The 20831-nt window shown below is 72.5% G+C and carries 17 protein-coding genes; 5 read left to right on the forward strand and 12 right to left on the reverse strand.

The features are described 5' to 3' along the window. Positions 1–251: 251 nt before the first annotated feature. Positions 252–551 carry an adhesin gene (locus ABEB12_RS16950; RefSeq protein WP_185059459.1) on the reverse strand — a complete coding sequence of 100 codons (300 nt, stop codon included), beginning with the start codon at positions 549–551 and terminating at the stop codon, positions 252–254. Between the two features lie 93 nt (positions 552–644). Between ABEB12_RS16950 and ABEB12_RS16955 the strand changes: the two genes are divergently transcribed. Then, entirely contained in the window at positions 645–4373 is a 3729-nt protein-coding gene (locus ABEB12_RS16955; RefSeq protein WP_185059458.1) for an ABC transporter transmembrane domain-containing protein, read from the forward strand. A 136-nt stretch (positions 4374–4509) separates the two neighbouring features. Next, positions 4510–8169, forward strand: coding sequence for a multifunctional oxoglutarate decarboxylase/oxoglutarate dehydrogenase thiamine pyrophosphate-binding subunit/dihydrolipoyllysine-residue succinyltransferase subunit (locus ABEB12_RS16960; RefSeq protein WP_185061164.1), 3660 nt, complete (start codon positions 4510–4512; stop codon positions 8167–8169). Positions 8170–8982: 813 nt separating this feature from the next. On the opposite strand, the gene ABEB12_RS16965 is transcribed toward ABEB12_RS16960, so the two are convergent. Together ABEB12_RS16965 and ABEB12_RS16970 are read right to left on the reverse strand one after the other, a co-directional pair. Continuing rightward, positions 8983–9459: a pyridoxamine 5'-phosphate oxidase family protein gene (locus ABEB12_RS16965; protein ID WP_185059457.1), complete on the reverse strand. Its 477-nt coding sequence runs from the start codon at positions 9457–9459 to the stop codon at positions 8983–8985. A 2-nt stretch (positions 9460–9461) separates the two neighbouring features. Beyond that, positions 9462–10844 carry an MFS transporter gene (locus ABEB12_RS16970; protein WP_345702888.1) on the reverse strand — a complete coding sequence of 461 codons (1383 nt, stop codon included), beginning with the start codon at positions 10842–10844 and terminating at the stop codon, positions 9462–9464. Positions 10845–10918: 74 nt separating this feature from the next. On the opposite strand from ABEB12_RS16970, the gene ABEB12_RS16975 reads away from it, so the two are divergent. Next, complete coding sequence (locus ABEB12_RS16975) at positions 10919–11335, forward strand: winged helix-turn-helix transcriptional regulator (protein WP_221497574.1); 417 nt, start codon at positions 10919–10921, stop codon at positions 11333–11335. On the opposite strand, the gene ABEB12_RS16980 is transcribed toward ABEB12_RS16975, so the two are convergent. Together ABEB12_RS16980 and ABEB12_RS16985 are read right to left on the reverse strand one after the other, a co-directional pair. Continuing rightward, positions 11320–12570 (reverse strand): peptidase inhibitor family I36 protein, encoded by a 1251-nt coding sequence (locus tag ABEB12_RS16980; RefSeq protein ID WP_185059454.1) that lies wholly within the window; start codon positions 12568–12570, stop codon positions 11320–11322. The genes ABEB12_RS16975 and ABEB12_RS16980 overlap by 16 nt on opposite strands. Then, complete coding sequence (locus ABEB12_RS16985; protein ID WP_185059453.1) at positions 12563–13321, reverse strand: LysM peptidoglycan-binding domain-containing protein; 759 nt, start codon at positions 13319–13321, stop codon at positions 12563–12565. The genes ABEB12_RS16980 and ABEB12_RS16985 overlap by 8 nt, the downstream gene beginning before the upstream one ends. A gap of 136 nt (positions 13322–13457) precedes the next feature. On the opposite strand from ABEB12_RS16985, the gene ABEB12_RS16990 reads away from it, so the two are divergent. Next, a complete protein-coding gene (locus ABEB12_RS16990; RefSeq protein ID WP_185059452.1) occupies positions 13458–13637 on the forward strand; it encodes a DUF6104 family protein in 180 nt (59 codons plus the stop codon). Positions 13638–13644: 7 nt separating this feature from the next. On the opposite strand, the gene ABEB12_RS16995 is transcribed toward ABEB12_RS16990, so the two are convergent. From ABEB12_RS16995 to ABEB12_RS17010, 4 genes are read right to left on the reverse strand one after another with little or no spacing between them, the layout of a single operon-like run. Next, positions 13645–13998, reverse strand: coding sequence for a hypothetical protein (locus ABEB12_RS16995; RefSeq protein ID WP_185059451.1), 354 nt, complete (start codon positions 13996–13998; stop codon positions 13645–13647). Next, positions 13995–16769, reverse strand: coding sequence for an FtsK/SpoIIIE domain-containing protein (locus ABEB12_RS17000; RefSeq protein ID WP_185059450.1), 2775 nt, complete (start codon positions 16767–16769; stop codon positions 13995–13997). Before ABEB12_RS17000 ends, ABEB12_RS16995 begins: the two co-directional genes overlap by 4 nt. Continuing rightward, positions 16769–17023, reverse strand: coding sequence for a hypothetical protein (locus ABEB12_RS17005; protein WP_185059449.1), 255 nt, complete (start codon positions 17021–17023; stop codon positions 16769–16771). The genes ABEB12_RS17000 and ABEB12_RS17005 overlap by 1 nt, the downstream gene beginning before the upstream one ends. Before the next feature lie 9 nt (positions 17024–17032). After that, positions 17033–17293: a hypothetical protein gene (locus ABEB12_RS17010; RefSeq protein WP_185059448.1), complete on the reverse strand. Its 261-nt coding sequence runs from the start codon at positions 17291–17293 to the stop codon at positions 17033–17035. A gap of 158 nt (positions 17294–17451) precedes the next feature. On the opposite strand from ABEB12_RS17010, the gene ABEB12_RS17015 reads away from it, so the two are divergent. Beyond that, positions 17452–18093, forward strand: coding sequence for a thiaminase II/PqqC family protein (locus ABEB12_RS17015; protein WP_185059447.1), 642 nt, complete (start codon positions 17452–17454; stop codon positions 18091–18093). A 1-nt stretch (position 18094) separates the two neighbouring features. Here ABEB12_RS17015 and ABEB12_RS17020 read toward each other — a convergent pair whose 3' ends face one another. The 3 genes from ABEB12_RS17020 to ABEB12_RS17030 are packed head-to-tail and all read right to left on the reverse strand — an operon-like array spanning position 18095 to position 20799. Continuing rightward, the gene (locus ABEB12_RS17020) at positions 18095–19435 is read right to left on the reverse strand and encodes a right-handed parallel beta-helix repeat-containing protein (RefSeq protein ID WP_185059446.1); all 1341 of its coding nucleotides are present in this window, start codon (positions 19433–19435) and stop codon (positions 18095–18097) included. Beyond that, complete coding sequence (locus tag ABEB12_RS17025; RefSeq protein WP_185059445.1) at positions 19432–20025, reverse strand: hypothetical protein; 594 nt, start codon at positions 20023–20025, stop codon at positions 19432–19434. The genes ABEB12_RS17020 and ABEB12_RS17025 overlap by 4 nt, the downstream gene beginning before the upstream one ends. Before the next feature lie 60 nt (positions 20026–20085). Beyond that, positions 20086–20799 carry a hypothetical protein gene (locus tag ABEB12_RS17030; protein WP_185059444.1) on the reverse strand — a complete coding sequence of 238 codons (714 nt, stop codon included), beginning with the start codon at positions 20797–20799 and terminating at the stop codon, positions 20086–20088. Positions 20800–20831: the final 32 nt, after the last annotated feature.

Consider the following 20831-nt stretch of genomic DNA (forward strand, 5'->3'; position numbering starts at 1 on the left):
ACAGCGGCCACCCCGGGCGCCTTGAAGCAGCCACCATGCCCTGCTGATCATGGATCGGGCCTGACGGCGGCGCCACCGGTCGAGATGCGGCTGAGGGTCGGCCCGGCCTTGACCAAACAGCCGTGAGCCGCATCTCGGTGTGCCGGGCAGCGCGAAACCGCCGGGCCGTTGCTCTTTTGCGCGCAGAGCAAGGGTGACCGGCGGAGGAGGCCGGCGCGGCGGGCGTCGTTGGCCGCCGCGCCGGCCAAATCTCAAACTCCCTGGCTGGGGACGATCGCGAAGCGCAGCTGCTGCTCGCCGTTGGGCTCGGTGTACTGCTCGACGTCGAGCGTCTTGTCACCGAGCACCTGCGCCGCACCCTGCTCCAGGAAGACCGTGGCGCCGGCGTTGCTCACCACGGCGTCGTTCTCCGCCGGACCGGCCACCAAGGCCAGCTCCAGTCCCTCGCCACCCTGGTCCGAGGCAATCCGCGCCCCGGATCCTTCGGGCAGTTCACCCTGGGAGACGAGGGCGTTGATGGCCTGTGCCGCATTCTCGGTAATTGCCAACATCCGCCCGACCGTAGGGGGAAGCCGCCTCGCGCGCAGCGTGGGGCCCGCCGGATATGTCGGAACCTCCCATAATCTGGTTACCGTGGTGGCGGCGTGTTGACTCCGAGGAAATCGAAACCCGGCTGGGTACGGCTGCTGGCGGCCGCCTGTTGGCGGCACCCCGGGGTGACCGTGTCCGCGCTCACCGCTTCCGTGTTCGGGGTGGGCCTGGAAGCGGCCGGCCCGCTGCTGAGCAAGTTCGCGGTGGACGACGCGGTGCGCGGGGTGACCAGTGCGCTGCCCGCGCTGATCAGTGCGCTGGCCGGGCTGGCGCTGATCCGGTTCGGCGCGGCGTTCCTGCGCCGCTACCTGGGCGGCCGGCTGGCCCTGGACGTGCAGCACGACCTGCGCCGCCAGGTGTTCGCCGCCGTGCAGCGGCTGGACGGCCCCAAGCAGGACAGCCTGCGCACCGGCCAGGTCGTCTCCCGCTCGATCAGCGACCTGCAGATGGTGCAGAGCCTGCTGTCCATGGTGCCGCTGGTCAGCGGGACGGTGGTGCTGCTGGTCGCCTCGTTCGTGGCCATGCTCTGGCTGTCCCCCACGCTGACCCTGATCGCGCTGATCATGCTGCCGCTGGCCGTGCTGATCACCGCGCGCACCCGGCGGATGATGTTCCCGGCCACCTGGTCGGCCCAGCAGCGCGCGGCCGACGTGGCCCAGCACGTGGAGGAGACGGTCACCGGGGTCCGGGTGGTCAAGGGCTTCGGCCAGGAGGCCCGCGAGGTCGACACGCTGCGGAAACAGGCGCTGCGGCTGTTCGCCGAGCGGTTGCGCGCGGCCCGGCTGACCGCGCGGCTGTCCCCGCCGATGTCCGTGCTGCCGTCGCTGGGGCTGATCGCGGTGTTCGGCATCGGCGGGCTGCTGGCGCTGCGCGGCGAGATCACCATCGGCACGTTCCTGGCGTTCTGCGCCTACGTCGGCAACCTGATCGGGCCGGCCCGGATGGTGGGCAGCCTCTACGTGTCCGGGCAGCTGGCCCGGGCGGGCGTGGAGCGGGTGTACGAGCTGATCGAGTCGCAGCCCGAGGTCACCGACCCGATCGACCCGGAGACGCTGCCCGAGGGGCCGCTGGCCGTGGAGCTGGACGGCGTGCGGTTCGGCTACCGCCAGGACGACCCGGTGCTGGACGGGGTCTCGCTGCGGGTGGCGCCCGGGGAGACGGTCGCGCTGGTCGGCGCGGCCGGTTCCGGCAAGTCGACGGTGGCCATGCTGCTGCCCCGGTTCTACGACCCGCAGGCCGGGGAGATCCGCATCGGCGGCCGGCCACTGAACCGGCTGCGCCTCAAAGAGCTGCGCCACGAGCTGGGCGTGGTTTTCGAGGAGGCCTTCCTCTTCTCCGACACCATCCGGGCCAACATCGCCTACGGCCGCCCGGACGCCTCCGACGAGGAGGTGCTGCGGGCGGCCCGCGCGGCCCAGGTGGACGAGTTCGTCGCCGGGTTGCCGGACGGTTACCAGACCCTGGTCGGCGAGCGCGGGCTGACCCTTTCCGGCGGGCAGCGGCAACGGGTGGCCCTGGCCCGGGCGCTGCTCTCCGACCCGCGCGTGCTGCTGCTGGACGACGCCACGTCGGCGGTGGACGCGGAGACCGAGGCGGCCATCCACGCCACGCTGCGCGAGGTCACCGCCGAGCGCACCACCATCCTGATCGCGCACCGGCAGTCCACCCTCTCCCTGGCCGACCGGATCGTGGTGCTCAAGGACGGCCGGGTCGCCGCCGCCGGCACCCAGGCCGAGCTGCGGGCCAAGGGGCTGCTGGACGAGGTGCTCGGCGAGCCGACCGACGCCCAGCCCGCCGACCTCTGGCCGGACCCGCCGGAAACGCTGGACGGCCGTTCCCCCGCGATGCCCTCGGCCGGCGGCGGAGGTGGCGGAGGTGGTGGCGTACCCGCCGCCGGACACGTGCCGCCGTCCCCGGAACTCCTCGAGGCCGTGGCCGCGCTGCCCCCGGCCACCGACCAGCCACAACTGCGCGGCGACCCAGACCCGACCGCGCCGGACCCGGACTTCGCCCTGCGCCCGCTGCTGCGCCCGGTGCGCGGCCTGCTCGGGCTGAGCATCCTGCTGGTCGCCACCGGAGCGCTGGCCAGCGTGGCCTACCCGTCGCTGGCCCGGCTGGCGGTGGACGGCGGCATCCTCGGGAAGGCCGAGTCGGTGCTCGCCATGGCCGCCGCGATCGGGGTGGCGGTGGCCGCCGTGGACTGGCTGGTCTCCTGGGCGCAGACGCTGGTCACCGCGCGGGCCGGGGAGAGCCTGCTCTACCTGTTGCGCATCCGCAGCTACGCCCACCTGCAGCGGCTGGGCCTGGACTACTACGAGCGCGAGCTGGCCGGCCGGATCATGACCCGGATGACCACCGACGTGGACGCCCTGTCCACCTTCCTGCAGACCGGTTTGGTGCAGGCGGTGGTCAGCCTGCTCACCGTGTTCGGCGTGACGTTCGCGCTGCTCGCCACCGACCTGGAGCTGGCGCTGGTCGCGCTGGCCGCGCTGCCCCCGCTGATCGTGGCCACCGTGGTGTTCCGGCGCCAGGCCTCGGAGGCGTACGCGCAGGCCCGGGAACGGGTCAGCGCGGTGAACGCCGACCTGCAGGAGAACGTGTCCGGGTTGCGGGTCTCCCAGGCGTTCGTGCGGGAGGAGCGCAGCGCGGCCGAGTTCGGCGAGCGCAGCGCCGCCTACCGGGTGTCCCGGCTGCGCGCCCAGCGCTACATCGCGATCTACTTCCCGTTCGTCATGCTGCTGTCCGAGCTGACCCAGTCGGCGGTGCTCGGGGTGGGCGCCAGCCGGGTGGCCGGCGGCGACCTGACCCCCGGCGTGCTCGCGGCGTTCCTGCTCTACCTGGGCATGTTCTTCGCCCCGGTGCAGGCGCTCTCCCAGGTCTTCGACGGCTACCAGCAGGCCAAGGTCGGGCTGACCCGGATCGGCGACCTGCTGCGCACCCCCACCTCGGTTCCGGATACCGACGACCCGGTCCGCATGCCGGAACGGCTGCGCGGCGAGGTGGAGCTGGACCGGGTGCGGTTCCGCTACCCGGGCACCGAGCGGGACGCGCTGGACGGGCTGTCCCTGCTCATCCGCCCGGGCGAGACGGTGGCGCTGGTCGGCGCCACCGGCGCCGGCAAGTCCACCGTGGTGAAGCTGCTCGGCCGCTACTACGACGTGACCGAGGGCCAGGTCCGGCTGGACGGGGTCGACCTGCGCCGATACCCGCTGGCCGGGTTCCGGGGGCGGCTGGGCGTCGTCCCGCAGGAGCCGCACCTGTTCACCGGGGACGTCGCCAGCAACATCGCCTACGGGCGCCCGGACGCCGGCCGGGAGGAGATCGAGGCGGCCGCCGCCGAGGTCGGCGCGCTGGACATGATCGCCGGCCTGCCGGCCGGGTTCCGGCAGCCGATCGGCGAGCGCGGCCAGGGCCTTTCCGCCGGCCAGCGCCAGCTGATCGCGCTGGCCCGGGCGCAGCTGGTGCGGCCGGACCTGCTGCTGCTGGACGAGGCCACCGCCGCGCTGGACCCGGCCACCGAGGGAGCCGTGCTGGCCGCCGGCGACCGGTTGCGGGCGCGCCGGACCACCGTGCTGGTGGCGCACCGGCTGGCCACCGCCGCACGGGCGGACCGGATCGTGGTGCTCGCCGACGGGCGGATCGCCGAGCAGGGCACCCACGCCGAGCTGCTCGAACGGGGCGGGAGGTACGCGGCCTTCTGGCGGGCCGGCGCACCCGACTGGGCGGACAACGTTAAGCCTTCCCTCGGTCCCACCTCGGCAACTACGCGGTTTAGCGGGTAACGGCTAACCTGAACAGCGACCCGAACTCGTTCAAGTGAGGCGATCTTCAATCGTGGCCACGAGCAGCTTCTCCGGCGCGTCGAACCCGCCCTTCCCAACCGCCCAGTTCGGCACCAACGAGTGGCTCGTCGAGGAGATGTACCAGCGCTTCCTGGACGACCCTTCGTCTGTCGACTCGGCCTGGCACGACTTCTTCGCCGACTACCGGCCGGCCCCGAACGCGGCGCCGGCCACCGGGAAGAGCGACGGCAACGGCGCGACGGCCACCACCCAGGCGACGGCCCCGAAGGCCAAGCCGGCCGAAACCAGGCCCGACGACGCCCGGCCCGCCGACGGCAAGTCGGCCGACGCCAAGCCGGTCGACGCGAAGCCGGCCGCCGGCAGCGGCTCCCGGGCCGCCAAGCCGGCCGCCGCCCCGGCGGCGCTGGACGGCGAGGCGACCCAGCTGCGCGGCGCGGCCAACGCGGTGGTCAAGAACATGGAGACCTCGCTGACCGTGCCGACCGCGACCAGCGTTCGCGCGGTGCCGGCCAAGCTGCTCGCGGACAACCGGATCGTGATCAACAGTCACCTCCGGCGCACCAGCGGCGGGAAGATCTCCTTCACCCACCTGATCGGCTACGCGGTGGTCCGGGCACTGGCCGACTTCGCGGTGATGAACCGCCACTTCGCCGAGGTGGACGGCAAGCCCAACGTGGTCCAGCCGGACCACGTGAACCTGGGTCTGGCGATCGACCTGCAGGGCAAGAACGGCCAGCGTTCCCTGGTCGTGGTGTCGATCAAGGGCTGCGAGGCGATGAGCTTCGCGCAGTTCTGGGCGGCCTACGAGGAGATGGTGCGCAAGGCACGGGTGGGCGCGCTGCAGGCGGCCGACTTCGCCGGCACCACGATCAGCCTGACCAACCCGGGCACCCTGGGCACCAACCACAGCGTGCCCCGGCTGATGGCCGGTCAGGGCACCATCGTCGGCGTCGGTGCGATGGAGTACCCGGCGGCATTTCAAGGGGCCAGCGATGAGCAGCTGGCCAAGTTCGGCGTCAGCAAGATCATCACGCTGACCTCCACCTACGACCACCGGATCATCCAGGGCGCCGAGTCCGGCGACTTCCTGCGCCGGGTGCACCAGCTGCTGCTCGGCGAGGACCGGTTCTACGACGACGTCTTCGCCTCGCTGCGGGTGCCCTACGAGCCGGTCCGCTGGGTGCAGGACATCCCCGAGGGCGTGGTCGACAAGACCGCCCGGGTGCTCGAGCTGATCGAGTCCTACCGCACCCGGGGCCACCTGATGGCCAACACCGACCCGCTCAACTACCGGCAGCGCCACCACCCCGACCTGGACGTGCTCTCCCACGGGCTGACCCTGTGGGACCTGGAGCGGGAGTTCGGGGTCGGCGGGTTCGCCGGCAAGCAGCACATGAAGCTGCGCGACGTGCTCGGCGTGCTGCGTGACGCCTACTGCCGCACCATCGGCACCGAGTACATGCACATCGCCGACCCCCAGCAGCGGGCCTGGCTGGAGGAGCGCATCGAGCGGCCGCACCAGAAGCCGCCGGTGGCCGAGCAGAAGTACATCCTGTCCAAGCTGAACGCGGCCGAGGCGTTCGAGACCTTCCTGCAGACCAAGTACGTCGGGCAGAAGCGGTTCTCCCTGGAGGGCGGCGAGACCGTCATCCCGCTGCTGGACGCGATCCTGGACTCGGCGGCGGCCGACGAGCTCGAAGAGGTCGTCATCGGCATGCCGCACCGGGGCCGGCTGAACGTGCTGGCCAACATCGTGGGCAAGCCGATCAGCCAGATCTTCCGGGAGTTCGAGGGCAACCTGGACCCGGGCCAGGCGCACGGCTCCGGCGACGTGAAGTACCACCTGGGCGCGGAGGGCAAGTACTTCCGGATGTTCGGCGACGGGGAGACCGTGGTCTCGCTGACCGCCAACCCCTCGCACCTGGAGGCGGTCGACCCGGTGCTGGAGGGCATCGTCCGGGCCAAGCAGGACATCCTGGACAAGGGCCCGGACGGGTTCACCGTGATGCCGGTGATGCTGCACGGCGACGCCGCGTTCGCCGGGCAGGGCGTGGTGGCCGAGACGCTGAACCTGGCGCTGCTGCGCGGCTACCGCACCGGTGGCACCGTGCACGTGGTGGTGAACAACCAGGTCGGCTTCACCACCGCCCCGGAGAACTCCCGGTCCAGCCAGTACTGCACCGACGTGGCCAAGATGATCGGCGCCCCGGTGTTCCACGTGAACGGGGACGACCCGGAGGCCTGCGTCTGGGTGGCCCGGCTGGCCGTGGAGTACCGGCAGCGGTGGAACAACGACGTGGTCATCGACATGATCTGCTACCGCCGCCGAGGGCACAATGAGGGCGACGATCCGTCGATGACCCAGCCCGCGATGTACGAGATCATCGACGCCAAGCGCAGCGTGCGGAAGAGCTACACCGAGTCGCTGATCGGCCGTGGGGACATTTCCATGGAGGAGGCCGAGCACGCGCTGAAGGACTTCTCCAGCCAGCTGGAGCACGTGTTCAACGAGGTGCGCGAGCTGGAGCGGGGCAAGGTCACGGCCAGCCCCTCGGTGGAGCAGGAGCAGGCGCTGCCCACCAAGCTGGAGACCGCGGTCCCGCTGGAGGTGGTCCAGCGGATCGGCGACGCGCACACCGACCTGCCCGAGGGCTTCACCGTGCACTCGAGGGTGCGCCCGGTGCTGGAGCGACGGCTCAAGATGTCCCGCGAGGGCAACGTGGACTGGGCGTTCGCCGAGCTGCTCGCGCTCGGCTCGCTGGCCATGGACGGGCGGCTGATCCGGATGGCCGGCCAGGACACCCGGCGCGGCACGTTCGTGCAGCGGCACTCGGTGGTGATCGACAAGAAGACCGGCGAGGAGTACTACCCGCTGCGCAACCTGTCCCCCGAGCAGGGCCGGTTCCTGCCGTACGACTCCGCGCTGTCCGAGTTCGCCGCGCTCGGCTTCGAGTACGGCTACTCGGTGGCCAACCCGGACGCCCTGGTGCTCTGGGAGGCGCAGTTCGGCGACTTCGTGAACGGCGCCCAGTCGGTCATCGACGAGTTCATCTCGTCCGGTGAGGCCAAGTGGGGGCAGACCTCGGACGTGGTGCTGCTGCTGCCGCACGGCCTGGAGGGCCAGGGGCCGGACCACTCGAGCGGCCGCATCGAGCGGTTCCTGCAGCTGTGCGCCGAGGGCTCGATGACGGTCGCGCTGCCTTCCGACCCGGCGAACTACTTCCACCTGCTCCGCCGGCACGCCATGGACGGCGTCCGGCGGCCGCTGGTGGTGTTCACGCCGAAGTGGATGCTGCGGGCCAAGCAGGTCGTCAGCCCGCTGGAGGCGTTCACCCACGGGGCGTTCCGCTCGGTGCTGGACGACCCCCGGTTCGCCGCCGCGCGCGGGCCGCAGCCGGGGGTGCGCCGGTTGCTGCTGTGCTCCGGGAAGATCTACTACGAGCTGATGGCCGCGCTGGAGAAGGCGGGCGGCGCGGAACGGACCGACCTGGCCGTCATCCGGGTGGAGCAGCTCTACCCGCTGCCCAAGAAGAAGCTGCTGGCCGCGCTGGAGCGTTACCCGAACGCCACCGACATCCGGTGGGTTCAGGAGGAGCCGGCCAACCAGGGTGCCTGGCCGTTCTTCGGTCTGGCGCTGCCGGAGCTGTCCCCGGACCGCCTCGGCCGCCTCCGCCGGGTCTCCCGCCGCCGGATGGCCGCCCCGGCCGCCGGCTCCGGCAAGGTGCACGAGTTCGAGCAACAAGCCCTGATCGCCGAAGCCCTCGGCGACGACTGACCGACCCCAACCTCCCGACCTGGTCCGCGGGTACAGTCCGACCCTCGAGATCGTTTAGGTGCGGTGCCGGACTGGATTGCTTGGCCGGCGCGGCACTGGCCGACCATGCCGAAACCCGTCACGGTAAGCAGCGAAGACGAAACGCGACGGGCGGCGTGCAGCCGGCGGGAGACGCCGGACCGCCTACCGTCGGCCGAATTCGTGATCGACATCAACCTCAAGCACCTTCTCCGCCCGGTGCAGGTGCGTGAGGTTGATGTGGATCTTCAGCTGAGTGGGGTGCCCGGCCCAAGGATGGCTTGGAGGGCGCGGCTGGGCGGTCAGCCGCCGCTCGGGTGAGGCCCGTTGCGCTGGGTCCGGGCGTCGGCGGCCCGTTGCGTTGCGCCCCGGTCTCACATGGCCCGTTCTCATGCGTCCCGTTCTCATGCGTCCCGGTTTACGGTCCGTGGTCGATCCGCGAGCGGCTAACGCCTCCGTCTTCGTCGAACGCAGGCTCAGTCCGGCTCCGGCTTGATCGAAAGCGGACCCAGCCAGCGCTCGACGAGCAAGGCAGGCGCGGACCCGTTCGGAAGCCCTCCCGACCGTCACGGTGCGTAGCGAAAGGGCCGCCGGCGCCCGGACCCAGCGCAACGGGCCTCACCCGAGCGGCGGCAGACCGACCAGCCACGCCGTCCAAGCTGATCTTTGGACGCACCGATCCGCCTAACGAAGATCGACACCAACCACGGTGTTGCAACGAACCCCTGAACCCAAGCCTCCAGCGGGGCATCTGAGGTTGATGTCGATCAAGTTGGCGCGCCGCGGCTGGGCGGGTCAGGCGTACCAGAGGATGCTGCGCAGGTCGGAGCCGCGCAGCACCTGCACCCGCCACGGGTCGATCCGGAGCAGGCCGTACTCCGGGTCGGCCGGCCCGCCGCGCCAGTAGGCGATCGGGTCGTAGCCGACGCCGGGCGGGCTGCCCGTCCGGTACAGCCGCCACACCCTGGCCTTCTCCTCGGCGTCCTCAACCCAGGCCGCCGTGGCGTCCACGAACACCGAGTTCTGCTTCGGGTCCCAGTAGGAGAACGTGGTGTGCGGGTTGTCCGCCAGGTGCGCAACCTTGACCGGTGTCCGGTAGGCGGCCAGCCAACCGACCGGCCCGGCCTCGGTGAGCTCCCAGATCGGCAGCAGCACCCGCGCCCTCGGCCGGCCCTTGGCGTCCACCGTGGTCATCGTGGCGTACTTGATGTCAGTCACGTATCGGACGAACTCGCCGGAGATCTCGTCAAACCTGCGCGCCCGCTGAGTCATCACTACCGCCCTTCGACCGGCCGGCGCAGGCCGGTGGCGATGATCAGGGCGGCCAGGGCGGCGCCGGCCAGGGGTATCCACAAGGCGGCGCGGAGGGCGTCCAGGCCGGAGTCGCCGGGCGTGCCGGCGGCCACGCTGACCGCCGTCACGGCGGAGAGCCCCAGCGCGGTACCGAACTGGATCGAGGTGTTCAGCAGGCCGCTGGCCAGGCCCTGCTCGTCCGCCGCCACGCCGTCCGTGGCCGCGATCGTCAACGGGCCGTAGACCAGCGAGAAGGCCAGCCCGAGCAGCAGCGTGCTGGGGAACATGGCGAGGTAGGTCCAGTCCAGCCCGACCGGCAGGAACAGCAGGTAGCCCAGCGTGCCCAGCAGGATCCCGCCGAACACCACCCGCGCCGTGCCGAACCGGTTCACCAGCGGCGGCGCCAAGGTCGGCGCGAGGATCGCGTCCACGCCGGCCAGCACCAGCACGGACGCGGTCTGCAGTGCCGACCAGCCACGCAGCTCCTGCAGGTACAGCGTGACCAGGAAGAAGAACCCGAAGAACGACCCGACGAACAGCAGCGCGGCCAGGTTGGCCCGCACCAGGGGCGCGGACGCGAAGATGCCCAGCCGCACCAGCGGCGCCGCCGAGCGCCGCTCCACCAGCACGAACACCCCGACCAGGACCAACCCGCCGAGCAACGCGCCCAGCGACCCGGCCAGCCCGTGTTCCAGCCGCACCACCCCGTAGGCCAGCAGCAGCATCGCCGAGGTGATGGTGATCGCACCGGCCAGGTCGGTCCGCCCGTCCGGCCGCGCGACCACCCCGTCGCGGGGCAGCACCGCCAGCCCCAGCGCGAGGATCAGCCCGGACAGCACCGCCGGGGCGAAGAACACCCATCGCCAGTCCACCGCCGCCAGCAGCGCACCGATCACCAGGCCCAGCGAGTAACCACCCGCGCCGACCCCCGCGTAGATCAGCAGCGCCCGGTTGCGTTGCCGGCCCTCCGGTACGGCGGTGGTGATCAGCGACAGCCCGGCCGGCGTCATGAACGCGGCCGCGACGCCCTTCACGAACCGGGCGACCAGCAGCGTCCACCCCTCCCCGGCGAACCCGCCCAGCGCGGAGAACACCAGGAACACCGCCAGCGAGGCCAGGAACACCCGGCGCCGGCCGAGCAGGTCGGCCACCCGGCCGCCGAGCAGCATCAGGCCGCCGTAGCCGAGCACGTAGGCGCTGACCGCCCCGCTGAGCATCGCCGTGGAAAGCCCGAGCTCGGCGCGTACCGCCGGCAGCGCCACGTTCAGCATGGTGATGTCGATCGCCTCGAGGAAGATCGCGCCGCACAACACGAAGAGTGCGCCGATGCCCAGGCGGCTCGGCTGCACACGAGTCACAGTCACTGAGAAGCTCCTTAGTTCCTTCTTGTAACTGATCGCACTATGCGTCACCATGGACCGTTGTGGAAGAAGGCACTTTGAACTCACCGAGTCACCTGGACTGCACCAACGACCCGTACGGGGCGCTGCAGTGGGACACCCGGGAGGACTGTGAGGTCCGGCAGATCCTGGACCGGATCGCCGACAAGTGGTCGTTACTGGTGATCTCGCTGCTGGACCGGGACACCATGCGCTTCACCGAGCTCCGCCGCAGCATCGACGGGATCAGCCAGCGCATGCTCACCACCACGCTGCGCCACCTGGAGCGGGACGGGCTGGTCCGCCGCACGGTGCACCCGGTGGTGCCGCCCAGGGTCGACTACGAGGTCACCGATCTGGGCTGCACGCTGCTGGACACCATCCAGGCGCTGGTCAGCTGGACCGAACGGCACCAGCACGAGATCGCCGCCGCGCGCGCCGCCTACGACGCGCGCAACGTTCACCTGCCGGGATAGACGCAGAGGCTCTGCATGGCCTCGGACGTGTTCGCGGTCATCTCGGTGACCTCGCGCCCCGGGCTGACCGTGCTGAGCACCAGGTGCTGGCCGCCGCTGAAGAACTTCACCGCCTGGCCGCTGGTCTCGGTGCGGGTGTTGTTCACCACCGAACGCACGCCGGCCGGCAGGACCGCGCGCAGGTCCAGCGCCGGCTTCCCGTCCTGGCAGAACATCTGGTCGTGGTGGTACTCCACCTTGTCGCCGGTGAAGTTCGGGCCGGAGTAGAGGCAGAACGACCCGTAGGTGCAGTAGGCGTCGGCGGCCACGGTGATCGCGCCGGCGGCCATGCCCGCGCCCGGCACCATGGCCACCGCGAGCAGGCTCAGCACACCCAACCCGGGCGGCACCCGAGTCTGTGTGGTCTTGCTGCCGGGCCGAGGGGGTGGCGGCGCCAGGAGGGCGCGCGCCGAGGCGAGCCAACCGGCCAGCCGGTCGCCGAGCAGCTCGACCCCGGCCGGCTCGGCCGGGCGGGACAGCGCCCGGGAGCGTTCCTCCCCCGGGCGGTGGCCGTTCGTATGGGGCGCGCCGGGCTGTTGCGTGCTGGGCTGGGGGGTACCGCCCGGCGGCCGGCTCGGCTCCGGGGAACGGCCGCCCCGCCCGGGTAACGCCCTGGTCGGCTTGTCCGGCTCGGATAACGAGCGGTTCGGGCGAACCGGCTGGCCGAACTGGCGCGCGATCGGCTTGCCGCCCGGAGGCCCGACCAGCGCCGAAGGCGACCCGGGAGCGGCGTTCGGTGCGGCGGAAGGGCCTATGCGGGGCCTGGGCGCGACCCTCGGCGGCTGCCCCGGCAGGCTCGGCGAGCTGGGCGGCCCGGAGTGCGGGGCCGGGGCCTTCGGTCCCGATCCGTTCGGCGCCAGCCCATTGGATCCCGGGCCGTTCGGTGCCGGGGCCTTGGGTGTCGGGGCCTTCGGCCTCGCGCCATTCGACGGCCCGGCGGGTGGCGCCGGAGAGTGCGGCGCCGGGGGTTTGGGCGGCGAACCGTTCCGCGCGCCGGGGGGCGGCGGGACCGGGCCGTTCGGCGACGACAGCGGGTTCGGCACCGCCCGGGGCACCGGGGCCGGCTGGCGCGCCGGCGGCGCGCCGGTCACCCGGCCTTGCGGCGGCACCGGCGGCCCCCCGGGCACCCGCGCCGGCCGGGGGGCGGGAGCGTTGCCCTGGGATGGGTCCGGCCGCTCGGGGGCCTGGTCAGACATGCAGGATGCCGCCGGCCAGGATGCGATCGGGGCTGCTCAGCTGCGGGTTCATTCGCATCAGCTGATCCAACCCGTGCCCGGAACGGCGTGCATAGTCACTCAGGGTACGTCCCGGCTGGATTACCTCCACACCGGGCGGCTTCGGACGGATGACCAACCGCTGCCCGACGCGCACTCGGTTCGGGTTGGTGATGCCGCTGTCCGCCGCGATCTGCTCGAACGGCACGTCGTAGCGCAACGCGATCTTGGCCAGCGTCTCGCCGCCCCGTACCACATGTTCCCGCACCTCGGGCACCGTACTCTCCGGCGCCGTGGTGGGCGGCTGGGCGGCGGGCGACTGCGTGGTGGGCGGCTGGGCGGCGGGTGGCTGGGCGGCGTCCGGGCCGCCCGGGGAGGTCGTGGTCGGGGTGTCCGGGCGGGGCGGGGCGCCCGGGACCGGCGGCGCGCCCGTGGTCTGGCTGGTCTCCCGCTCGGTGGTGCGCGGCGTGCTGGCGATCGCCGGCGCCTGGTTACCCGGCTGGCCCTCGGGACTGCCCGGCTGGCCCTCGGGGCCGCCGCGGCCGGCCAGCACCCCGGCCACCACGCCGAGTACGATGATCACCATCACCGCGACGCCGCCGAGGCGGGCCACGCGGGGCATGGCCGCGAACCGGACCCGTAGTGAGCTGGCCGCCCGTGCGCCGGAGTCGCGTGCGCCCTCGGCGAGCACGGCAAACTTCTCCCGCAGCTCGTCCCGGCTGGGTGGTGACATGCGCTCCCGCTCCGGGTCTCGGGCAAGATAGTCAAGCGTTGATCGACCTACTGAACCGTAGCCCTCCGATCGAGTGACAGTCAAGATGAACTGGACGCCCGAGGACCCAGATACCCGCTGGTATTAGGGTCACCACGTGTACTTCACCGATCGGGGCATCGAGGAGCTCGAGCAGCGCAGGGGCGAGGAGCAGGTCACCCTGGAATGGCTCGCCGAACGGCTGCGCGCCTTCGTGGACCTGAACCCCGACTTCGAGGTGGCGGTGGACCGGTTGGCCACCTTCCTGGCCCGCGACGACTTCGACGACGAAGAGTGAGTAGCCCTCAGCGGCGGCCGAGGACTCGTTTGCGGATGGCTTCCTCGAGCGCTTCGTAGCGCTGCTCCACGACGGCCTCGTAGTACTCCAGGTCGCGCGGGGAGGCCCGGGGGTCAGGCTTGGGCAGCGGGCTCAGGGTCAGCCACTGCTCGTGCCAGAGGTGTTCCAGCGCGGACTCCCAGCGCAGCGCGGCGCCGAGCTCGGAAAGGGCGGCGCGGTCGGCCGCGGCCTCCATCGCGTCGTGCAGCTCGACCAGCGCCTTCTCCAGGGCGGCCGCCCGGGTGGCGTCGTCGTGTCGCAGCCGTTCCACGGCCTCGGTCATCCCGCCGATGATGTCCTTGTAGCGGCGCGCGGCGCTCATTCCGGCGGCTCCGTGACGTCCGGCAGGATCAGGACCTCGGGCCGGCCGAGGGTGTAGCGGTCGAACAGCAGCCCCCGGGCCGGCCGGGGTGACCAGTTGACCATCCCGGGCGCCAGGGTGCCCAGCTCCGAGCCCTGCACGTCGAACGCCACCCAGCAGCCGACGTCGTCCACCCCCGCGCCCATGGAGAGCACCGAGCGCAGCCGCTGCACGCTGCGCCACCAGCCGACCAGGTGCAGCCCGGTCTCGGGGCCGCCGCGCAGCACCTGGCGGAGAGCGTCCAGGCCGCTGCGGAAGGTCGCCGGGTCCTTCTGCTCGAGCACGCCGCTGGCCCCGTCCACGCCGAACAGGAACAGGTAGTGCGGGTCCGGGTCCGGGGCGCCGCCGGCCAACCGGGATACGACCCGCGACGACAGCGAGGAGATCAGCTCGCCGAAGCCGTCCAGGGCCAGCGTCTCCACCCGGTGCCCGGACAGCCGCCGGGCCAGCTCGGCCACCGGCGCCGCCGCCTCCGGCACCAGCGCGACCAGGGTGAACCGCGCGGAACCGGGCGCGTGCTGGTGGGCCAGCGACACCCCGGCGGCGGCCAGCACGGCCGAGGCGTCGGCCACCGACGAGGAGATCACCGCGATGTTGCGGCCCGGGGTGCGGGCCATCGGCACCGAGGCCGCGCTGCCGGCCACGTCCACCAGCTGGCCCAGCACGGCCACCGGCACGGGCGTGTCCGACCCGGGCATCAGCGAGGCCAGCGACGGGGTCCGGCCGGCGTCGAACAGCCGCGGCACCGTCAGCTCGGCCGGGCGCCGCCGCCACAGCCGCTCCTGCAGCTCGTCCAGGGTGCCCTTCGCCGTGGCGTCCGGGATCCTCACCACCTCGTTGCCGTGCCGGATGCCGGACTCGTGGTTGAGCACCGCGTGCCAGCGGGGCAGGGACAGCGCCTCGTCGTTCAGGTCGGCCAGCACGCGGCGGGACCGGGGCAGCGCGATGCGCAGCACGAACTGTTCGAAGATCGCCGGCCGGCCCCAGAACGCCTCGATGCCGGACACGTCCTGGCTGGAGAGAACCAGGTGGATGCCCTGCGAACGGCCGCGTCGGGCCACGTCCTCGAGCAGCCCGACCGCCTCCCGGGTGACCGCGTCCCGTTCGGCGAACAGGAACTGGAACTCGTCGATCACCGCCACGATCCGGGGCCACCGGCCGTCGCGGTCGGCCGCGCGCAGCTCCTCCAGCTTGGTCACCTCTTGCGCCTTGGCCGCCTCCGCCCGGCGGCGCATCTGTTCGGCGAGAAAACGCAGCAGCGCGAGCCCGAACTCCCGGTCGGTGTTGATGTTCACGCCGACCAGCCGGGCGTGCGGCAGCCAGGAGGGGTCCCGCCGGCCCGGGGTGAACTGGGCGAAGGAGACGCCCTCCTTGAAGTCGAGCAGGTACAGCTCCAGCTCGTCCGGCGAGTAGCGGGCGGCCAGCGAGCCGATCATGGCGAACAGGAAGTTGGTCTTGCCGGAACCGCTCGGGCCGCCGACCAGGGCGTGCGGCGACGCGTCGCACAGGGCGACCTCCACCGGCACGCCGTCCCGGAAACCCACCGGCGCGCGCACCCCGGAGGCGGACCCGGTCGACCACCACTCCCCGGTGGGCAGCAGGTCGCCGAACGCGCCGACCCGGGCGCGCAGGTGTTCCAGCTCCTCGGCGATGGCGTGGCAGGCGGTGGTGACCCGCTCGCGGGGCAGCGGCTCGTCCATGGTCACCGTGGCGTACGGGCCGCTCATCGAGCAGCGGGCGGTGACCGGCTCGGACAGGTGCGACGGCTCGGCGAAGCGCACCGACTCCACCGGCGCACTGATGGTCAGCGGCACGTCCAGCAGGATCAGCTGGATGCCGCAGGCCAGGCCGCCCCGGGCGATCCGCTGCAGCGCCTTGCGCTCGTCGTCGGGCAGCGCGGCGTGGTTGCCGACCAGCGCGGCCACCACCCACGGCTCGGTGCGGGAGCCGGTGGTCCCGGCCAGCGCGCGCAGCGAGGGGTGCCCGTCCACCAGCACCCTCGTGTGCAGCCGGCGGATGTGCTCGGACAGCTCCTCGAGCAGCTCGTCCAGCCGGCCGGGATCGTGCACGGTGAGCAGCCCGCCCCGGGTCAGCGGGTACAGCCCGGGCAGCGCGCCGGCCAGCTGGCCGACGTCCCACACGTGCAGCGCCACCATCCCCGGGCGGAAGTAGCTGACCACCCGCAGCAGCAGCGACTCCATCAGCGACTCGGCCGCGTCCCGGGTGGCCGGCGTGGAGGTGATCTCCAGGTGCGACTCGTCCAGCAGCGGGACGGCCACCGGGAACGGGAAGTGGTCGGGCGCGCCGTCGGCCTGCGCGGTGCCGATCCGCCACAGCTCGGGCACCGGACCGGTGCCGTCCACCTTGCCGATCTCGCCCAGCCACCGCCCGTGCGGCTCGCCGGCGGCGCCCGGTGCCGCGTCGGTGACCAGCTCGGCCAGCCGGTCCGGCTCGCTGGCCACCCAGTCGCCGAACACCGCCCGCTGGTCGGTGAGCACGTGGTGCAGCGGCTCGGCCAGCAGCGGGTTGCGCATCGCCCGGGACAGCACCGGGTGCTCGGCGGCGTGGTCGACGCCCTTCTCCCGCAGGATCAGCTCGAACAGCGCTGAGGCGTGGGCGGTGACCGCCTGGTCCCGCAGCGCGAAGGCCGCGCCGCGGGACGCGCCGACCGCCACCCGGAACGCCTGGAAGGCGCGGGCGATCCGGTCCCGCCGGTCCTGGCGCCGGGACACTAGAGGCGGGCCTCGACCGCCGCCACGGAGTCCACGCCGCCGCTGATCAGGCCCAACCCCCGGGTCAGTTCCTCGTCGGCGCGCAACAGCTCGGGCGGGACCAGCGACTCGTGGTGCGACCGGTCCAGGTCGGTCAGCACGGCAACCGCCTCGGCAATGCCCTTCGCCGCCAACCCGGCGCAGTGGTGGGCCTGGTACAGCCGCTGGCTGACGTCCGCGAGCGCCGCCCTGATCTCACCGAGGGAGTCGTCCATCGCGGGTCGCTACAGCCGCTGGGAGATCCCCTCGGCGGTGTCGATCGCCGAGCGAACCTGGTTCTGTACCTCGGACAGACTGCTGATCGCGTGCTGCAGCTGGTTGACCGCGTCGTTCACGTCGCCCTGCGCGCTGCCCTCGGTGACCCGGGTCAGCGAGTTCTGCGCCTCCTCCAGCTGGGAGTGCGCCTGTTGCAGCGCGCCGAGGCTCTCCGAGGCCTTCTGATTGGCCAGCGCGATGCCGGACTGCACCTCGCCAATGCTCGCCATGCCCACAAACCTCCGCTGTCCCACGTCGTTCGCGGCGCAAATGTAACGCTCGCACCCGCCGGGAAAGCCCCGCGACATGCGGTCCGCGGCGGGTGTCATCCGTACGGCCCGAAGAAATGACGCGGAACGCAGCCGCGATCACCCGTATGGTCGGCCCGGTGGATGCGGTGACACTCTGCGGGCGGGTTCGGGACGATCTGCGCGAGGTCGAGCAACAGATCCGGGACAACCGGTGGCTGGCCGACCTCGAGGCCGGAGCCCTGGACCGGAAGGCCCTGCGGGGCTTCGCCGGCGAGCAGCTGTTCGTGATCCCCAGCGACCGGCGCAGCTTCGAGGCGCTGGCCCGGCGGCGCCCGGACGAGCCGGCGCACGGCTACCTCACCGGCATGGCCGCCGGCGAGGGCGTCGCCCTGGCCGCACTGGACACCCTGGCCGCCGCCGTCGGGCTGACCGACACGTACGAGCCGACCCCGGGCTGCCAGGCCTACCCGAGCTACGTGGCCCGGCTGGCCCGGGACGGCAGCCCGGCCGAGGTGGCCGGCGCATTCCTGGTCAACCTGGAGGCCTGGGGCGGCGCCTGCGCGCGCATGCACGCCGCGTTGACCCGCGGCTACGGGCTCGGCGACGCCGAGTGTGCCTTCTTCGCCCACTTCTCCGGGCCGACCGGCGAGCTGGAGCGGATCAGCCTGGCGGTGATCGACGCCGGCCTCGCCGAGGGCGTCGAGCCGGCCGCCATCGCCCGGGCCGCCCGGCTGTTGCAGGCCTACGAGCTGCAGTTCTGGCAGAGCCTGCCGCGCTGACCTACTTGTTCAGGTTGTTGGACTCCGCGAAACCCGGGCGGGAGGTTTCGTCCAGCTGGGAGAGCCCGAAGGTGCCGAGCAGGATGTTGTCGGAGAGCTTGACGCCGGTGGCTCCCCGTTCGGCCAGCACCGCCGTCCGGTAGTCGGCCGCGAAGGTGGTGCCCCGGACCACCACGTTCGGGTAGGCCTCCAGCCGCACCCCCTCGGTGGAACCGGTCTGGCAGTAGTTGTTCAGGAACTGGATGGTCGCCTGGGCGCCCAGGTTGGAGCCCTCGGTGCCGCTGGCCAGCAGGCACCATTCGTCCGCATCCACGCAGCGGTTCCGCTGCACGGTCACGCCGTAGGTGGCCCGCACCGCCGCCGCCGTCCGGCTGGCCGACGATCCCGCGCCACCCTCGTCCGAACCGCGCTCGTTCGAACCACCCTCATCCGAGCCGCCCTCGTCCGAACCGCTTCCGCCCGAGCCTCCCCGGTCCGAGCCGCGCTCGTCCGAACCGCTTCCGTCCGAGTCTCGGTCCGAGCCGCCTTCGTCCGAGCCCCGCTCGCCGGAGTCCGGACCGGAACCGCGGTCAGGGTCGGAGCCGGGGTCCGGGTCGGAGCTCCGGGAGGGTTCGTCGGAGTCCGCGTCCGGGGAACGGCCCCGGCTGGAGAGCGACGGGCCGGGAAAGGTGCGGAAGCAGCTGCGCCGGCCGATGTCGTGCACCCGGTTGTTCTCGATGTTCAGGTTCACGCCGAAGAACCGCACGCCGTCGCTGTCCGGCTGGGCCATCCGGCCGGTCCCCCGGATGTCGTTGTTGATCACCGCGATGTCCCGCCCGGCGACCTGCACACCGGTGCCGCCGACCCCGGACACGGTGTTGTCCACCACGGCGGCGTGGACGCAGGGGGCGCACTCGATGCCGTCCCCGTCGGCCCCGCGCACGTCGTTGTTCCGGATGACGATGTCGGTGCCCTCGGCGTGGATGCCCGCCCCGCCCCGGGTGTTCAGGCCGTCGACCAGCACGTGGTCGGCGATCACCGTCACGCTGGCAACGGTGGAGCCGCCGGACATCAGCTCGATCGGCTCGCCCGGGCTGCCCGAGCGGTCCAGGCGCAGCTCGGTGCCCGGCGGGAACTCCCCGCGCAGGCACAGCCGTTCACCGGGGTCGGCCCGGTCCAGGGCGCCCTGGGCGCTGTCCGCATCGGTGAGCGTGCGGGTGCAGTTGGCCGGGGCGGGCACCTCCCGGGGCGGTGACTCGATGGCCGGCGGCGGGGCGTAGGGCGGGATCGCCGGCACCGCGCACCCGCCGGCCAGCAGCGCGATCACCGCCAGCGCGGTGGCCGCCGGAACTGGTCGGCTCATTCCCCGCGTCGCCGCGGTCGCCCGGTGACCACCAGGCGCATGCTCACGACCAGCAGCAGCACCAGCAGCACGGCCGAGATCGCGATCAGTGCCGGCATGGGCAGGAACGGCGAGCTCACACACGCGCCATCGGCACACTGCGCCCCGCCGGACGCCCCGTCCGCGCCACTCGGCCGGCCGGGATGGCGGAGCTTCTCCTGCTCCGGGTCGGTCACCCCGCCCGGGTCCGAGCGGCCCGGCGCCTCGGCGTTGTTGCCGAACCCGAGGGCCTTCTTCAGCTCGGTGAACCAGCCGGTCTCGGCGGTCGTCGCGGTGTCCGCCGGCGGGGCTTCGAACTCGTACCCGGAACCGACCGAACCGGGAGAACCCGCACTCCCGCCGGGCCGGGGGAGGTTGCCCGCGCACGAACCGTCGGCGCAGCCGCCGCCCGGGTCACCTCCACCGCCGTCACCCCCGCCGGGCTGGGCGAACGCCAGCACGACCGGCGCCGACGCACCGGCATCCGTGAAGGCCGGGTCCGCGACCGCCGGTAACGAGGCGGCCACGACCAGCAACACCGCGAACGCACACCGCAGCCCAGCCGTCGCCATCATCGACACCTCAGAGCAATCCGCCGGTCAGATCAGGCGTCCAAGGTAGTACACACTGGTTTACTCCACCCAGCGCCGCAACCGGCTGCCCACCAGCCGCATGCCCACGTAGAACGTCGCGCAGATCAGCACCGTTGCGCCGAGGACCACCACCCAGGCGGGCAGGAACGGCATGGTCACGCAGGCGCCGTCGGAGCACTGGACCCGTCCGCCCGCGGCGCCGGCACCGGCCGACCCCTTCCGGTTCTCGTCGTCATGGGTGTACAGGACCTCGGCCGGGCGCTTTCCGCCGCTCTGCGCCGGGGGCGCCGAGTTGCCGGACTCGGAGCTGCCGGAGCCGGCGCCGCGCTGCTGCTGGGCGTTGTCCCGCCCGTCGCCGCCCGAGTTGCTCGCCACGGCGGGCGCGGCACCACCGCCGCCACCCCCTCCGCCACCGCCGCCGAGCACCGGGGGCTTGCCACCGGTATTGGGCTTGTTGCCCACCGGGATGGGCACGTTCCCCCCGGGCGAGCCACCGGGGTTGCCGACCGGCCCGCCGGGCTGCGGCAGGTTCCCGGCACCGCAGGACGGGTCGGCGCAACCACCGGACCCGTTGCCGTTCCCGTCACCGAGCCCGCCGTCACCGGTCTGGGCGGGAACCGGCAGGGCGCGTTGCTGCGCCACCGGGACCACCGGGTCCGAAGTCGCCACGCCGGCGAGCGCCATGGTCGAACCGGCCGCCATCACCAACAGCACGAAGACATGCCGTACCAATGTCTGGGCCAACGACGTCATCCCGGCACCCCTCAGTCAGCCGTTCCAGGGAC

It is taken from the genome of Actinospineispora eucalypti, from assembly GCF_039543365.1.
GTDB classification, from domain to species: Bacteria; Actinomycetota; Actinomycetes; order Mycobacteriales; family Pseudonocardiaceae; genus Pseudonocardia; species Pseudonocardia eucalypti.

What these genes read in the sequence shown, in the direction of transcription:
- ABEB12_RS16950 (WP_185059459.1), bottom strand. Translation starts at nt 551, where the DNA reads ATGTTGGCAATTACCGAGAATGCGGCACAGGCCATCAACGCCCTCGTC.
- ABEB12_RS16960 (WP_185061164.1), top strand. Translation starts at nt 4,510, where the DNA reads ATGTACCAGCGCTTCCTGGACGACCCTTCGTCTGTCGACTCGGCCTGG.
- ABEB12_RS16965 (WP_185059457.1), bottom strand. Translation starts at nt 9,459, where the DNA reads ATGACTCAGCGGGCGCGCAGGTTTGACGAGATCTCCGGCGAGTTCGTC.
- ABEB12_RS16980 (WP_185059454.1), bottom strand. Translation starts at nt 12,570, where the DNA reads ATGTCTGACCAGGCCCCCGAGCGGCCGGACCCATCCCAGGGCAACGCT.
- ABEB12_RS16985 (WP_185059453.1), bottom strand. Translation starts at nt 13,321, where the DNA reads ATGTCACCACCCAGCCGGGACGAGCTGCGGGAGAAGTTTGCCGTGCTC.
- ABEB12_RS16995 (WP_185059451.1), bottom strand. Translation starts at nt 13,998, where the DNA reads ATGAGCGCCGCGCGCCGCTACAAGGACATCATCGGCGGGATGACCGAG.
- ABEB12_RS17005 (WP_185059449.1), bottom strand. Translation starts at nt 17,023, where the DNA reads ATGGACGACTCCCTCGGTGAGATCAGGGCGGCGCTCGCGGACGTCAGC.
- ABEB12_RS17010 (WP_185059448.1), bottom strand. Translation starts at nt 17,293, where the DNA reads ATGGCGAGCATTGGCGAGGTGCAGTCCGGCATCGCGCTGGCCAATCAG.
- ABEB12_RS17020 (WP_185059446.1), bottom strand. Translation starts at nt 19,435, where the DNA reads ATGAGCCGACCAGTTCCGGCGGCCACCGCGCTGGCGGTGATCGCGCTG.
- ABEB12_RS17025 (WP_185059445.1), bottom strand. Translation starts at nt 20,025, where the DNA reads ATGGCGACGGCTGGGCTGCGGTGTGCGTTCGCGGTGTTGCTGGTCGTG.
- ABEB12_RS17030 (WP_185059444.1), bottom strand. Translation starts at nt 20,799, where the DNA reads ATGACGTCGTTGGCCCAGACATTGGTACGGCATGTCTTCGTGCTGTTG.